Genomic DNA, 15,512 nt, shown 5'->3' with positions numbered 1-15,512 from the left:
TAACAATAAAAATAACTGACCATTCTAATAAAAAAGAACAGTCTTATTTTTTATATTTATTTAATTCCTTCTTGCCGATTAGGAAGTTATGTTTATACCAATCCAACTTCAAGTTGCAGCTTGCAAATCAATGTAATTGTTTATATCTCCCCGCTTAGCGGCGGAGATATAAGGCACGTCTTGAAAGATGATTGACATATTACACATTTCTAATAATGTTTTTCTAATGTATCTCATTTTATTATAGGAATTATGTAATAAATTTTATTACCGTTAGTGATTTTTTCTCAGGTTTTTCTGGGTATATAAAGTGAAATAAGAGCCTGCTTTATCAGGCTCTCTGCGATAAGCTTTATTTCATTTTATTGAATATAATGGTCCTTGTGATCAACTTCTTTAATATGACCATCCTCTAATTTAATAATGCGGTCAGATATATTAAAGTAAGCATCGTCATGACTAATAACCAGGACAGTTTTACCTCTGGCTTTTAATTCCGGCAGTAGTTCAGTATAGAATAAGCGTTTAAACACAGGGTCCTGGTCGGCGGCCCACTCATCAAACAGATAAATAGGGCGGTCTTCCAGGTAAGCTGAAACTAAAGCCAGTCGCTTCCGTTGACCTGCGGAAAGATTTGTGGTGGAAAATCCGCCATCAACAATTTTAACTTTGTGCGCCATATTTAATGCTTCAATATAATGTGTTGCTTTTTCGGTGACATTCGCATCGCTATTGAGTAACTGCTCAAATAGATGGTAATCAGAAAAAACGGCCGCAAAATGTTGACGATAATGTTCATTATTTGCTGGTGTAACTTCCACACCATTTAATGAGATAGTACCGGATTCTTGCTCAAACAGGCCAACAAGCAACATAGCAAGAGTTGTTTTCCCACTGCCATTCCCACCGACAATAAAAACAATTTCACCTTGCGATATTTTTAAACTTAATGGACCGAGTGCAAACTGGCGATCTTCTTTATCCGTTGTGTAATGGTGGATAACATCTTTCAGCTCAATCTCGATGGCTTGCTGTTTGTTAAATGGGTTGGGACCTTCAATTTGTGCCGACAGGGCTTCTTCCAGTTGGCTGTCAAGACGCCGCATTTTATTTAATGAAACTTCCGCCTCTCTCAGCTCCGGAATTGCGCCAATAACTTCACTGATTGGGCCTGATAAGAAGAGAACAAGCAACGATACAGTCACCAATGTTGATGGTTCCTGGGGAAGCCAAATCGGAACAACAAAAATAATAATACCAATCATGACATAAAATGTTACAGAACTGGCATTAATCACCCAAGCATAGCTGGAGTTCGCTTTAATACAGATCTCCTGGAACACTTTGGCAGCAGGTGCAATCACTTTATCAATGAAAAGATTTCCTTTTTGTTTATTGAGTTGCAGCTCTTTACTGCCATCAATCAGGCTTTGGAAATTAAGGTATATTTTATCTATTTGATCACGCATATCTGTCATTAATTGTAATGGATATTTTTCCCATAGATAAAACACATACATACCGATAAGGCTAAGTGCCGCTAAAATGAGAAACAGTTGCCATGACATCCAGGCTAAATAACCAAAACAGGCTATGATTAGGGTGATATTACCAAAAACAGAGGGGGCCAACATAAAGGAGTGTACAAAAACATCGACATCTTTGGTTAAAACCGCCAATAGACCGTGCCGCCCAAGTTTATGTAGTTTTTTAAGTGGTGCCCGCAAAATTTTATTACTTAAACTTAGACGTAATGAAAAAACCGTGGATTGGGCTAAATGCGATAATGTAATTTCTGACACAGTCTTAGTAATAAAAAAAATAAAACAGATACCAAAAAAGCTCCAAAGAAATGTAATCAGGTTAATTTCTTCTGTTACTCCTTGACTGATCATCCCAACTATCGAAGCACCGGCAAACCCACTAATTAATGCGCTTATTGTCGATACCAACAGTAATACCCAAGATTGACGATATAAATAAGCTATTAGAGTCATAAAAAACAAGCCATTTCGGAGGTTATAATTAATATGAAAATTCATATATCTGCTTACTCAATCCACTATGGTTATTTTTTTCTTATAAAACTGCAAGCGTGATTTATGGCATGGCAATATTAATAAATATAATTCTCAATGTTAATGGTAACTATTTGTTATTATATAGATGGGTTATTTTAATGATGATAAGGAGTATTGGAGTCTCGAAAAAGTGCTTGGTTTTTGGGCTGAGAAAAGAGAAGGAATGGCATTACTATTAACAGGCAAAAGAGAATCAAGAGGATAAACATCACGCTTTTTTGTAAATGGGAATTAGTCAAGGATTCTAGATCGGGATATTGTTAACATTTTCTTCACTATATCGTCCTGATGGTGAAATTATATTTGCTATCAGATTTTAATTTCGGCATGATTTTTTTAATCTAATGACTAATTATAAATGTGAAACATGAAACGATTTTATTAATTAAAATTAATTTTCATTGATTTATTTTTAATGATGTTAATTTATAGTTACCAATGATAACGAAAATATAATTTCATAACTTGATTATTTAATTATAAAAACATTCCTTTTAGATTGGGATGAATTAAGTAAGTAGTATGTATCCATTATTTAATAAAGGTAATTTAAATCATGACAAAATTTAAGAAATCTAAAATTTTCACAAAAACGCTAGTAAGTTCTTTTATTTCTTTTGCAAGTATAACAGCTTTTGCTAATCCAATAATCCCAGATAATTCACAAACACAAGTCCAAAATGTTAACAATGTACCTGTTGTTAATATAGCTAATCCAAATGGTGCTGGAGTTTCTCATAATCTTTATAAAGAGTTTAACGTAGAAACTCGTGGAGCTGTTTTAAATAACTCTACAAATGGAGTAAACTCTCAGCTAGCGGGTTATTTAAATAAAAATCCTAACTTGAGTAATTCTGCTAAGGTTATTATTAATGAAGTAGTTGGTGGTAATCAATCTCAACTTTTAGGGAAACTAGAAGTAGCTGGTAATAAAGCTAATGTATTAATATCTAACCAAAACGGCATTGTAATTAACGGAGCCAGTTTTGTTAATTCAGATAGTATAAGTTTAAATACCGGTAAAGTTGCTCTAAGACCAGATGGAGCATTACAAGGTACTAAGGTAGCTAATGGTAAAATTACTATTGGTGAAAGAGGATTAGATGCCACTGGTGCAAATTCGGTTGCTCTTATAAGTAGAGCTCTTGAATTGAATGGTAAAATTAATGCGAAAAGTCTTTTTATACAAACAGGTGGTAATGAAACAGATTACAAAAACAAACCTCAGTTTGCAATTGATACTAAAGCTCTAGGTGGTATGTATGCTAATAACATTCAGATATCCTCTACTGAAAATGGACTTGGTATTAATCTAGGTAATTTACAAAGTGTTGGAAATAATGGCATTGGCATTTCCATAATATCTAGTGGTCCGGTACGATTTATTAGCGATATTAAGAGTAAAAAACATATCTCATCCTTTGCTCCTCAACATTTTACTCAAAATAATGCACAGATCACATCTAGTGAAGGGCTAGTTTTTATACAAGATGGAAATCCCTACGGCACTATATTTAATAAATAAATAAGAAGAAAAAGTCCACCAAATTAAGTGGGCTTTTTCGATAAACATCCTTATAAATTTCATTTAGTTAGGATTATGTCAACTTTATGTAAAAATTTACTCTACATAATTCTAATTTTTCAAAAAATCAGAATAAGATCATAAAGCAAATGACAGTCAAAAAAATTATCAAACTCTTCCTCTATACAATTCTAGTATTTTCTTCGAAAACTATAGCTGTACCTTATAAATTATCTAATATTAACCCCGTAGATCAAGAAATTCTTAAACAAAAACAAAAAGATATATTAAGTGATTCTCAGAAACAGCAAGACCTAGGTTCAGATCTTAAAGTAGTTAAACCAAAAGAATCTCCTATTTTAAGTAATAATCTACCTTGTCAAATAATTACTAGTATCTCTATTAATAACGCCTTACATTTTCCAAAATCAAATCAAGAAAATTTAATAAAGGAAAATATTTTCAATTGTATGACATCTAAAGATATTTCTTCTTTAATTGATGAAATATCCGCTTATTATATGGAAATAGGTTTTATTACTTCAAGAGCTTTTTTAAGGCAGTAAGATGTATTTGATATACATGAAGGTAATCTTGTCATCACAGTTGTTGAAGGCAAGATTAATAGAATAACTATTGATAATGAAGAACCTTTAGAATTAAAAATGGTTTTTCCCAATATAAAAGAAAAAATACTTAATTTAAGAGATATTGAACAAGGGTTAGATCAATTAAATAGATTACAATCTTATCAAGTTAAAATAGATATCAGACCTTCTGATAAAGTAGGGTATTCTGATATTGTATTAGAAAAAATTTCATCTAGATTACCTTTAAATATAGGTTTTGGTTTAGATAACAGCGGACAAAAAAGTAAAGGTAGAGATCAGCTTAATGTTTCTTTACAGTTAGATAATGTATTACGCTTAGCTGATTCTTGGTCATTTTACGGTAATAAAGATATTGATTTCAAAGGTAATCATAAAACTTGGTACATTTCTTCAAATATAAGTATTCCTTATGGTTATTGGTTATTGGTTATTTAATTACCAATATTCAAAAAATGAATCATATCAAGACATTCCTATAAATTATTTCGGGGCATTACGTTATATAGGTAAAGGTCGGTCACATTCTGTATCAGCAAATAGAACTTTATATAGAGATGGGAAACAAAAGTTAGGTTTGAATGCCGGTTTTACTTCCCGTAAAACTGAAAATATTCTAGGAGATTATAAATTATCTAGTGGAGCAAATTTAAATACTTTATATCTGGGTTTTAATTACAGCTCTGCTTTATTAGGAGGATATTTTAGATTTAATCCTACAATAACCAAAGGGTTATCTACATTAGGGGCTACTAAAGATGATAATTTTAAAAATACACCTAAAAGTAAATTTCATAAATTTAGTGGTAGTTTAAGTTATTACAAACCTTTAACTAACGATATTTATTATTTTACTTCTGCTTATGGGCAATATAGTTTAAAGAATCTTTATTCTAGTGAAAGATTGTCTATAGGGGGGTTGTATTCGGTCAGAGGATTTAAAGAACGATATATCACAGGAAATTCTGGAGGATATTGGAGAAACGAACTTAATTGGAAAATGATAACTATTCCAAAATTGGGTGAATTTTCTTTGAACGGTTCATTGGATACTGGCTGGCTTAAAGAAGAAATAGCTAAATCTTCAGAAGGAGGTAATTTAACAGGAACTTCATTAGGGTTAACTCTAAATAATAGTATAAGTAATTATTCAATTACAATTGGAAAGCCTATAAATTATCCTAAATATCTTAAACCGGATAATTTAGTTATATATTGGTCTGCTTCAATTAATTTCTAATTACATAAGGAAATAGCTATATGACTATCAAATTTAAGTTAGTTATACTAAGTTCTTTTATATCTTTAGTAACTGCAAATTCAGCTTTCGCAGATGGAGTAATTCCTAATGATTCAAAAACACAAGTTCAAAACATTAACAATATACCCGTTGTTAATATATCCGCTCCTAATCTTTCAAGAGTATCGCGCAACATTTACAAAGAATTTAATGTTGGAGAGCAGGGATTAGTACTAAATAATGCAATGGAACAGGTAACTTCTGAATTAGTAGGTCAGTTAGATAAAAATCCTAATTTTAGAACACTACCAGCAGGTGTAATTATAAATGAAGTAATTGGAGGTAATCAATCTCAACTTTTAGGAAAATTAGAAGTGGCTGGAATTCCAGCCACTGTAATGATAGCTAACCCCAATGGTGTTATGATTAACGGGCTTAGTTTTAATAATATACATGAAGCTAATATTAGTACTGGGATTTTCGATTTTGATAGGAAACGAAATCCGATTGCATTAAAGGTAACTAAAGGTGAAATTACTATTGGCGAAAATGGTATAGATAGTACCAATGTTAACTATCTTAATATGTTTGGTAGATCTTTCAAAATTCATGGTGATATTGAAGCAGATTTCGTTGGTATCAATGCTGGAGGTGTTTTGGTTGACATGAAAAAACTTGCTTATAATGCAATTGAAGGAGAAGGAGTTAAGCCTGAATTTTCAATAGATACTAGTGATCTTGGCGGTATATATGCTAATAGAATTATGGTAAAAATTACTGAAAGAGGAGCTGGTGTTAATTTTAATGATTTAGATGGTAAAAATCAACTTACTATAGATGCTGTTAATAGTAATAACGTTAATATCAAAGGACTTCTTAGGGGGGATATGATTAATATAAGAACTCCTCAATTTACTCATAAAGGCATAAAATATCAATGGTCAGATAATGGTGGTTGGGTTCAAGTAGGACTATAAAACTTAATGTTTCAAGTTAGATTAAAGAAACCCATTTGAAATAAATGGGTTTCAATTGTAAAAATCAACTTATATAGAAGGAAGAATTAAATGACTGAAATAATACACTATTAATTGATATAAGTAACCCGATATTAATTGTAAGAAACGGATAAAATGTGTATGCACATATTTATTAGTTATACTTCTCAGTTTTTAAAGGTTGTTTATTAAAAATTGAGATTATAAGATACTATAATGGAAAAATTATGAAAAAATCTGATAATCCCAATCAATATGCAAATATACTCTGCTATCTACTTATATACTTAATAGGTATATACCCTCTCAATTCAGCTTTTGCAAATCCAGTAGTTCCCAATAATTCTCAAACTCAAGTTGATATACTTGATGATGTACCAGTTATTAATATAGCTAAACCTAATAATGCTGGTGTCTCTTACAATACTTATAAAGATTTTAATGTTGAAGAGCAAGGTTTGGTATTAAATAATTCATTGGGACAAGTAACTTCTGAAATAATAGGGGATTTAGATAAAAACCCTAATTTTACAAATAAAACTGCAAAATTAATTATCAATGAAGTAACGAATGGAAACCAATCTCAACTTAAGGGTATATTAGAAATAGCTGGTGATAAAGCCGCTGTAATGATATCTAATCCTAATGGAATTACTTGTGATGGCTGCGGATTTTTTAACCTATCTAATGCAACATTAACTACCGGTAAACCTACTCTAAATAGTGAAGGATTTTTAGATACTTTAAAAGTAACTAAAGGGAAAATTAATATTAATGGCGAAGGTTTAGATGGTAGTTTAGGTGAATTAAGTTCTATCGACATCATTAGTAGAGCTTTAGAATTAAATAGTAAAATTCAAGCAAAGCCAACTAATCTAACCATAATTCAAGGTACTAATCAAATAAATTACCAAAATGGTATGTTAATTGGTAATATTAAAGGTGAAGGAAATTCACCAAGGTTAGCAGTAGATACTAAAGCCTTGGGTGGTATGTATGCTAATAAAATCAATATATTAGCTACCGAAGATGGTGTTGGTGTTAATTTAAATGATTTACGGAGTATTCAAGGAGACATTACTATAAATGTTAATGGTGATGTAAGCCTTGTGAGTGAATTCAACAATGATAAAACTAAGAATAGAAATATTTTAGCTAAAACAGATTTAAATATAGGGGCTAATAATATTATTATAGGTTCTTTAGATAAAAGAACCGCTAAGGATAATGAAAAGATTTTTCCTAGACTTGAATCAGTAAGTGCTGGAGGTAGCATTACTTTAGCAAGTAAAAATAAAATTGAAAATAATATTCAACTAACAGCTGGAAACGATTTAAGATTATTAGGACGTGTCATTACAAACGGAAATGAGCGTGATTTCAATGATTTTAGTAGCTCCCCTTCAATTTCAGCCGGAAATAACTTATGGATTCAAAAAAACGTTCGGGGAGATAAATCTGATCTAGTTAAAAATATCGGAGCTAGAATTACCACTAATAGTGGAGATCTAATAGTTAGAACTAAACATTTAGAAAATAAAGTAATATCTAAATTTGATAGGTTAACAGACTATAATGATACTTTTTCTAAAAATAAAGGTTTTGAATTGGCATTTTCTAGAGAAGGGCTTCATTCATGGGGTAATTCTTATATTTATGCTGATATATTGAATAGTACTAATAATATTGCCTCTAAAAAAGATTTAATTCTTACTGGACAAGACTTAAATCATTCTTATATCAGTGGCTTGTATTATGAACCTAATCCTTATTTAAAAATAACCCCCCAGATAAAAGCAGAAAATAATTTGGTAGTAGATTTTAATAAGTCAGTTAATATAAATACTGTACAGCTTGATGATGCTTATTTTAGAACAGATGATCAATATGCATACAGAATGAATAATGCTAATGACGATTCAATTTCTGTTGAAGGTAATAACGTTGTATTGAAAGCTAATGAAATCAATGTTCATGGGGCGATAAAAGCTAATAACGATCTTAAATTTATTGCAAATACTGATATAAATGCAATAAAAAGTGAATTAAGATCGGAAAACGAAGTATCCCTTATAGCAGGTAATAACATTGATCTTAGAAGACTTAAACTATATGCAAAATCTGCTAATTTAATTGCAAAAGAGGGGAATGTTAAAGTTTATGGCATCAGTGATGAAGATTCTATGGTTAAATCTTATACTGATTTGCCTTATGCGATAGCTGGTTTTATCGGTACTTTACAAGATTTAATTGTTTCAGCTGGAAAAAATATTACTTTTGAGAATACTAAACTTATTGGTAAAACCCAAAATATGATATTTTCTGCAAATGAAGATATTACTATTGAAAATAATGATAAAGAACTTAAAAACTACATCATGAGCCCAGCTCATGAACAGATATCAAAACAAATTCTTAAAGAACCTTTTGATCTTAGAAGCCCGATTCTTGCTAAAAATCTTTCAATGACTGCGGGTAAAAATCTGGTTTTGGCTGGTGTGCAGATAAATTGTTTAGGGGGCTTAGCAAATAATTGTGGCGGTAATAATGATTTAGTGAAAGTAGATGCAACTGATAGTGTTAATTTAACTGCGGGGAAAGGCATTGCAATAGGTTTGAAAAAGTTTAATCAAAGATATGCTTTTGATTGGGGTAATGTAGAAGACTTAACTACATTTATTAATTCTGGAAATATAGCGATAAATTCTGGCGGACTTCTCGTACTACAAGCAGCTCAAATTAATTCTAAGGGAAGTACTTCATTATTAGCTGGAAATCATTTAGTATCTGTTGCTAAAGATTATGGTAGAGGAGATCCAGATTCAAATTATTTTCTTGATGCTAATTTAATAACGTCTATTAAAAGTGATAAAGATCTTGCTTTGGTAGCTAATGGAGATATTTCAACCCAAGGCACTGATTTGATATCTGGAAGAAATCTTACTGTAACTTCGGGAAATAATATTAGTTTCGATTCCGTTCTTAATAGAAAATATTCTATGAAAGATGATAATTATGAGCATGTAACTCATAAAGGAACAACTTTAGGAGCTAATGGTTTATTAACGATAACTTCAGAAGGAAGTATTTTATTCAAAGCTACTAAATTAGCTGTTGAAGGTTTAAGAAATCTTGCAGATGTTTCAAATGGTTCTCTAAGAGAAGCTATGGCTTCTGGTACTATGGATATAGCTGCTAAAGGCGGATATTTATATGCTCAGGCTTTAGATGAAACTGTATATTATGAATCAACCGCCACAAAACGAAACTGGTGGGGAAAGAAAAAAGAAATCAAAGAAATTAATCGAACAACGACTCCAGTAGTAACTGAGTTTTCGGCCTCTACAGGTTATATTAATATTCTAAGTAGAGATGATAGTACTTTTGAAGCCAGTAAAATTGAGGCTGGTAAAAATACTAATTTAACTAGTTTACAAGGAAAAATTAATTTTAAAGCTGTAGAAGCTAATAAATTTAAACAAACCATTACAGTCTCTAAGGGTTTTTTCATTAAACAAAACGATCAAGGCTATCAAGAAAATAAATGGATTTTACCTCAAGTTAATGTAGGAGGAACACTTACAGTTAATGCAGCTCAAGGCATTACATCCGATATTAAAGCCAAAAATGATCAAATCTTAGAAGATGCCGTTACTTTACTAAGTACTGAGCAGGGCATGTCTTGGATCAAAGATATTAATAAACGTAGCGATGTTCAATGGAACAAAGTCCAAGATGCCTACACTGAATGGAATCAAACTAATAAACATTTAAATCCGGTTGTTGGGGCAGTTATTGCAGTCGCTGTTGCGGCAGTAACTGCGGGATATGCAGCTCCAGCTGCAGCTTCATTAGCGGGTGGTAGTGCAGTAGCGCAAGGAGCAATCACTGCGGGTATGGCGGCTGTAGCCAGTAAAGCGGCAGTTTCAGTAGTTGAAAATGAGGGTTTTCTAAGATCTTTAAAGACCTGGGTAATAGTGACACAGTTAAATCAGTGGTCACTTCAATGGTAGTTGGGGGAGCATTAGCTGGTTTCGATTCTGCAATGGGCTGGACTAAGGCCGCGGGAGGTGCTGATAAAGCTAAATTGGCACTATTAACTAAAGGCGATTGGATTAGAACAGCGCAACGTGTTACCGGTCAGACCTTGATTAAATCAGGTTTAAACACCGCTATTCAAGGTGGAAGTTTTAAGGATAACTTTAGAACAGCATTGTTATCTACTGTTGCTGATCAAATACATGCAGAAGGGGCTAATTTAATTGCTGAGAATACGCCTGCTTTAGGCATACCTGGAAAATTATTTAGTCATGCTGCAATTTCTGCTTTAGCGGCTGAAATTGGAGATAATGATCCTAAAGCTGCCGCGGCTGGAGCACTAGCTGCTGAAATTGCAGTTTTATCTTTAGGTGATAATTTTTACAAAGATACGACTAGCGGTTTAATTAAAACTAAAATAGTTGGCGGTATTGCAGGAGGGCTTGTTTCAGGAACCGCAGAAGGTGTTCATAGTGGAGCTCATGCTGGTGAAATAGCTATTGAATTTAACTCACTATCTGGAAATAAGGCTAGAAAGGCGCTTGAAGCAGATGCGGAATATATAAAAACATTAGTTCGCGAAAAAATTGGCGAGAATGTAGCATCTTCAATGGTCAATGGTGTGTTAATTTTCTTATATGAAACTGGAGATTTGGCAGCAGCTGGATTAGATACTACATTTGATGCAGCAGCAGCTTTAGTAACCTGTGCAACTGGAAGTAATTATTGTGACAGAGCAAGAAGTGATTTAGCTAAGAAAGACCAAGCTGTTGCAAATGCATTTGACTCTATTAGAAATGGTTATGCATGGGAAGGTATTAAATCAACGGTAGCAAAAGCAGCCCAAGGTGATCAAAAATCTTTAGAGCATGTGGCTGGATTTTTAATTGGAGCCAAAGTACCTTTAGGAGTGGTACGTGGAGAGGGAATTCTTAATAAAGTAAATATTAAACCTGTTACACTAAAAGGTGGTGCTGGTGGAAATTGGAACGTATTAGATGAATTAGTAGACCCTAATGTTGTAGGACAAAAAACTCCAACAGGGTGTGGAGGTGCTTGTGGTGAAATGTTACTTAAAGATAGAAATATTACAGATGTTAATCAAACAAAACTAGGTGGGGGATTGAAAAGTCCTGAAGAGTTGGCTAGAGATCTTAATAAACATGATACTGGCTGGCAAGGCGGTTTTGTAGGATGGGAAAACTTTGATAATTTAAATAAATTAGGTTCTTGGAGTGCTATAATATGGGATCAAGGTAGTAAAATTGGTCATTTTGTAGTTGTTACCGGTGTTGATGCTAAAACAGGACATGTTTTAATAAAAGATCCTTGGAAAGGAGGAAGGAAAGGTGAAGGTGGAACTAGCTATAAAATGACTGAAACTGATTTTATGAATGCTTGGAGCGGAAATGCCGTCTTTAAACAAAAGTAATTAGTATTAGGTTTAAGTTTATAAAAAGCCACTTAAGGTGGCTTTAAAAAAGATATACATTCATGTTTTTTAAAAAATTTGAGGGTTTTATAATGTTAAATATTAAAAATATTATTTTGATATCGATGAATCATAATAGAGATTCAAATGTGGTTACTTATTATTTGAATATAGATGGAATTAATAAATACTTTCAGGTAAAAATTTACGGTGGAATAAGTATTGAAATTTCAACCAATTCAGAAGAAAATAAACTATTTAAATTGCCTCATAAATCTAGGGAATTAACTGAAATAACCTATAGGTATATCAGAGGTAAAAAAGTTATTTTTCCAATTCAGTTATTTCCTTATAATGACTATATGGTGACTGAAAATGAGTATGAGCAAATTATTATGCTATCTGAAGGTAATCCTCTTGAAACACTATTTAAATATTCAAGACCTTATCCAACTTCTGTTGAGACAGATCCTTCTTTTACTTTCGAACATAGAAAAGAAAATTTCTTTTGGTTATTGGAAAGATTAATGAAAGAAGGGCATCTTAAACTCGGTAAAAAAGGAAAATTTTTAGAAGGCACTATCGAAGAACAAATAGATTTGTTTAGAAAAACTTTACCCACTCCTAGATATCATTATCCATTCTGGGATCAACCCCAAAATGTAATAGAAAACCTTTTACCTAATTTAACTTCAGAAGAACCTCGTGAAATACCTGATTGGTTTGATAGTGATGAGTGTCCAGCAACTGCGGTATGGATATACCCTAATGGGTATGTAGAGTGGACAGAGTTATCTTTAGTCAAAAATAGAATTGATCCTCCTAAACGCAAAAAAAAATCAAAAATACCTAAAATAGAATACAAATCTATTAAGTTGTCTTGGATACATCACGATAAAGATTCTGATATAATTACTTACTGTTTTGATGTGGATGGGAAAATTAAATATTTTCAAGCAAAACTTGTTATTTATTTAGAAGTTGCAGAAAGTATTAAATGTATAGGAAATCTTGATAATTGGTTAATGTCTGTAATGTCTTTTCAACCAAGAATAACTGGAATGCTGGCTAAACTAAGTTGGGATTGTGCTAAGGGTAGAGAAATTAGTTTTCCTATTCAGTTGATTAGTTAACTATTTAAAAGATCTCAGGTTCAATAAAAGTTCTAAGTATGCTTTAATAAAAAGTTTATGGAACTGAGATCTTTCTTAATTTATTGAAGAGCTATTGAATTTATTATAACCCTATTCTTACTTCAGTCTCAGTTAAGGTAAATGTACAATGAGCAGATATCCTGAAAATTCAATTATTGTTGAAGATATATCTACTGATACTTTAAGGATTATGGTTACAAAAAATGGAGATAGTTTAATTAACAAGATGAAATTATTAGGTTTTTTTCTAATAACTGATGAAATCAGAGAATACTATAAGGATAATGATAGATATTATATAGACCCCTTTGCAAATTTTATGAAACTATCAGTAGATACGGAAGAAGAAAAAATAAAAATAATTAAATCATTAATCAAAGAAGAAGCTCTCTTTTCATGTGGTCGTAGTTGGTCCCCTGAAGAAGTCATGGATTATTACAAAAATGATAAAAAACTTATATCGGAAAAATACAAAACTATACATTGGTATGGCTCGGAAAAGTACTATATTAGAGAAATAGAATAATATTTTTTTTAAATAAAGCCGGAAGACCCTTACGGTCTTCTGGTTTTATTATCACATCAAATTTTTTCATTAATATTGATCCATAAAAAGAATCAGCTATAAATAGAGCGATAAGTGATTTGTCTAAAAAGGATCAAGCTGTTGCAAATGCATTTGACTCTATTAGAAATGGTTATGCATGGGAAGGTATTAAATCAACGGTAGCAAAAGCAGCCCAAGGTGATCAAAAATCTTTAGAGCATGTGGCTGGATTTTTGACTGGAGTTAAAGTACCTTTAGGAGTAGTACATGGAGAGGGAGTTCTTAATAAAGTAAATATTAAACTTGCTTCACCAAAAGGTGGTGCTGGTGGAAATTGGAACGTATTAGATGAATTAGTAGATCCCAACGTTGTAAAACAAAAAACTCCAACAGGATGTGGAGGCGCTTTTGGTGAAATGTTACTTAAAGATAGAAATATTACAGATGTTACCCAAGTTGAATTAGGTGGAGGATTAAAGGATGTTGAAAAACTGGCTAGAGATCTTAATAAACATGATACTGGCTGGAGAGGTGGTTTTGTAGGATGGGAAAACTTTGATAATTTAAATAAATTAGGTTATTGGAGTGCTATAATGTGGGATCAAGGTAATAAAATTGGCCATTTTGTAGTTGTTACCGGTGTTGATGCTAAAACAGGGCATGTTTTAATAAAAGATCCTTGGAATAAAACTAGCTATAAAATGACTGAATCTGAATTTATGAATACTTGGAGCGGAAATGCCGTCTTTAAACAAAAGTAATGTACAGATCACACATATAGATTACGATTACGATACTAAAAAAATCGTTTTTTATTTCTTACATGACAATATGGAAAAAATATTTTCTACTACTGCTGAAGATTTAGAAGGAATACAACTTATTTCTGCTAATTCTGAATTAGAGGGGTTTTTAACATGTCTACTACCTATTGATTTTAAAGTTATTCATAAATTTCATAGAATCACTTGGGATTACATTGAAAAAAGAAGGGAAATTAATTTCCCTGTTCAGTTAATATGATTTTAAAAGATCTCAGTTTTAATGAATTTTTTCTTAAGCTGAGATCTTTCTAATCTTGATATAATCTATAAGTATAGTGTTTAGAATGAAAAAATTATCTTTAAATATTAAAAATATTATTTTGATATCGATGAATCATAATAGAGATTCAAATGTGGTTACTTATTATTTGAATATAGATGGAATTAGCGAACATTTTCAGGCAAAACTTCATGGTGGAATAAGTATTGAAATTTTAAACGATTTAGAGGATTATAAATTATCTAGATTACCTTATAGATCTAGTGAGTTAATTGAAATAACCTATAGATATGTTAGAGGTAAAAAAGTTATTTTTCCAATTCAGTTGTTCCCTCATAATGATTATATAGTATCTGAAAATGAATATGAACAAATTATTATGTTGTCTGAGGGCAATTCTCTTGAAACATTATTTAGATATTCAAGACCTTATCCAACCTCTATTGAAATTCCTCCTTATTTCACTTTCGAACATAGAAAAGAAATTTTCTTCTGGTTATTGGAAAGATTAATGAAAGAAGAGCATCTCAAACTCGGTAAAAAAGGAAAATTTTTAGAAGGCACTATCGAAGAACAAATAGATTTGTTTAGAAAAACTTTACCCACTCCTAAATATCATTATCCATTCTGGGATCAACCCCAAAATGTAATAGAAAACCTTTTACCTAATTTAACTTCAGAAGAACCTCGTGAAATACCTGATTGGTTTGATAGTGATGAGTGTCCAGCAACTGCGGTATGGATATATCCTAATGGGTATGTAGAGTGGACAGAGTTATCTTTAGTCAAAAATAGAATTGATCCTCCTAAACGTAAAAAAAATCAAAAATACCTAAAATAGAATA

General features: G+C 31.7%; 13 protein-coding genes. 12 read left to right on the top strand and 1 reads right to left on the bottom strand.

Going from position 1 to position 15,512, the window contains the following annotated elements; translation table 11 throughout:
• Positions 1 to 362 precede the first annotated feature (362 nt).
• On the bottom strand, positions 363 to 1,997 hold the full coding sequence (locus tag WDV75_RS13550; RefSeq protein WP_273558293.1) for a cyclic peptide export ABC transporter: 1,635 nt from the start codon (positions 1,995 to 1,997) through the stop codon (positions 363 to 365).
• Between the two features lie 640 nt (positions 1,998 to 2,637).
• Between WDV75_RS13550 and WDV75_RS13545 the strand changes: the two genes are divergently transcribed.
• From WDV75_RS13545 to WDV75_RS13490, 12 genes are all read left to right on the top strand, one after another.
• Entirely contained in the window at positions 2,638 to 3,606 is a 969-nt protein-coding gene (locus WDV75_RS13545) for a filamentous hemagglutinin N-terminal domain-containing protein (protein WP_273558294.1), read from the top strand.
• Between the two features lie 149 nt (positions 3,607 to 3,755).
• On the top strand, positions 3,756 to 4,172 hold the full coding sequence (locus WDV75_RS13540; protein WP_273558295.1) for a POTRA domain-containing protein: 417 nt from the start codon (positions 3,756 to 3,758) through the stop codon (positions 4,170 to 4,172).
• Positions 4,173 to 4,271: 99 nt separating this feature from the next.
• Positions 4,272 to 4,652, top strand: a complete 381-nt coding sequence (locus WDV75_RS13535) for a ShlB/FhaC/HecB family hemolysin secretion/activation protein (RefSeq protein ID WP_273558296.1) — start codon at positions 4,272 to 4,274, stop codon at positions 4,650 to 4,652.
• Positions 4,627 to 5,454, top strand: a complete 828-nt coding sequence (locus WDV75_RS13530) for a ShlB/FhaC/HecB family hemolysin secretion/activation protein (protein WP_273558297.1) — start codon at positions 4,627 to 4,629, stop codon at positions 5,452 to 5,454. Before WDV75_RS13535 ends, WDV75_RS13530 begins: the two co-directional genes overlap by 26 nt.
• Before the next feature lie 20 nt (positions 5,455 to 5,474).
• On the top strand, positions 5,475 to 6,431 hold the full coding sequence (locus WDV75_RS13525) for a filamentous hemagglutinin N-terminal domain-containing protein (RefSeq protein WP_273558298.1): 957 nt from the start codon (positions 5,475 to 5,477) through the stop codon (positions 6,429 to 6,431).
• Positions 6,432 to 6,679: 248 nt separating this feature from the next.
• On the top strand, positions 6,680 to 10,465 hold the full coding sequence (locus WDV75_RS13520) for a filamentous hemagglutinin N-terminal domain-containing protein (RefSeq protein ID WP_273558299.1): 3,786 nt from the start codon (positions 6,680 to 6,682) through the stop codon (positions 10,463 to 10,465).
• Positions 10,459 to 11,922, top strand: coding sequence for a DUF637 domain-containing protein (locus WDV75_RS13515; protein WP_273558300.1), 1,464 nt, complete (start codon positions 10,459 to 10,461; stop codon positions 11,920 to 11,922). The genes WDV75_RS13520 and WDV75_RS13515 overlap by 7 nt, the downstream gene beginning before the upstream one ends.
• A gap of 92 nt (positions 11,923 to 12,014) precedes the next feature.
• Positions 12,015 to 13,055: a DUF596 domain-containing protein gene (locus tag WDV75_RS13510; RefSeq protein WP_273558301.1), complete on the top strand. Its 1,041-nt coding sequence runs from the start codon at positions 12,015 to 12,017 to the stop codon at positions 13,053 to 13,055.
• 148 nt (positions 13,056 to 13,203) lie between these two features.
• Positions 13,204 to 13,602, top strand: coding sequence for a hypothetical protein (locus WDV75_RS13505; protein WP_273558302.1), 399 nt, complete (start codon positions 13,204 to 13,206; stop codon positions 13,600 to 13,602).
• Between the two features lie 119 nt (positions 13,603 to 13,721).
• Positions 13,722 to 14,384 (top strand): cysteine peptidase family C39 domain-containing protein, encoded by a 663-nt coding sequence (locus WDV75_RS13500; RefSeq protein WP_273558303.1) that lies wholly within the window; start codon positions 13,722 to 13,724, stop codon positions 14,382 to 14,384.
• Entirely contained in the window at positions 14,362 to 14,646 is a 285-nt protein-coding gene (locus tag WDV75_RS13495; RefSeq protein ID WP_273558304.1) for a hypothetical protein, read from the top strand. The genes WDV75_RS13500 and WDV75_RS13495 overlap by 23 nt, the downstream gene beginning before the upstream one ends.
• An 85-nt stretch (positions 14,647 to 14,731) precedes the next feature.
• Complete coding sequence (locus WDV75_RS13490) at positions 14,732 to 15,508, top strand: DUF596 domain-containing protein (RefSeq protein WP_273558305.1); 777 nt, start codon at positions 14,732 to 14,734, stop codon at positions 15,506 to 15,508.
• The last annotated feature ends 4 nt before the right edge of the window (positions 15,509 to 15,512 follow it).

It is taken from the genome of Xenorhabdus griffiniae (assembly GCF_037265215.1).
Lineage (GTDB): Bacteria > Pseudomonadota > Gammaproteobacteria > Enterobacterales > Enterobacteriaceae > Xenorhabdus > Xenorhabdus griffiniae.
The sequence above is the reverse complement of the archived record's forward strand: the minus strand, read 5'-3'. Positions and strand labels throughout refer to the sequence as shown.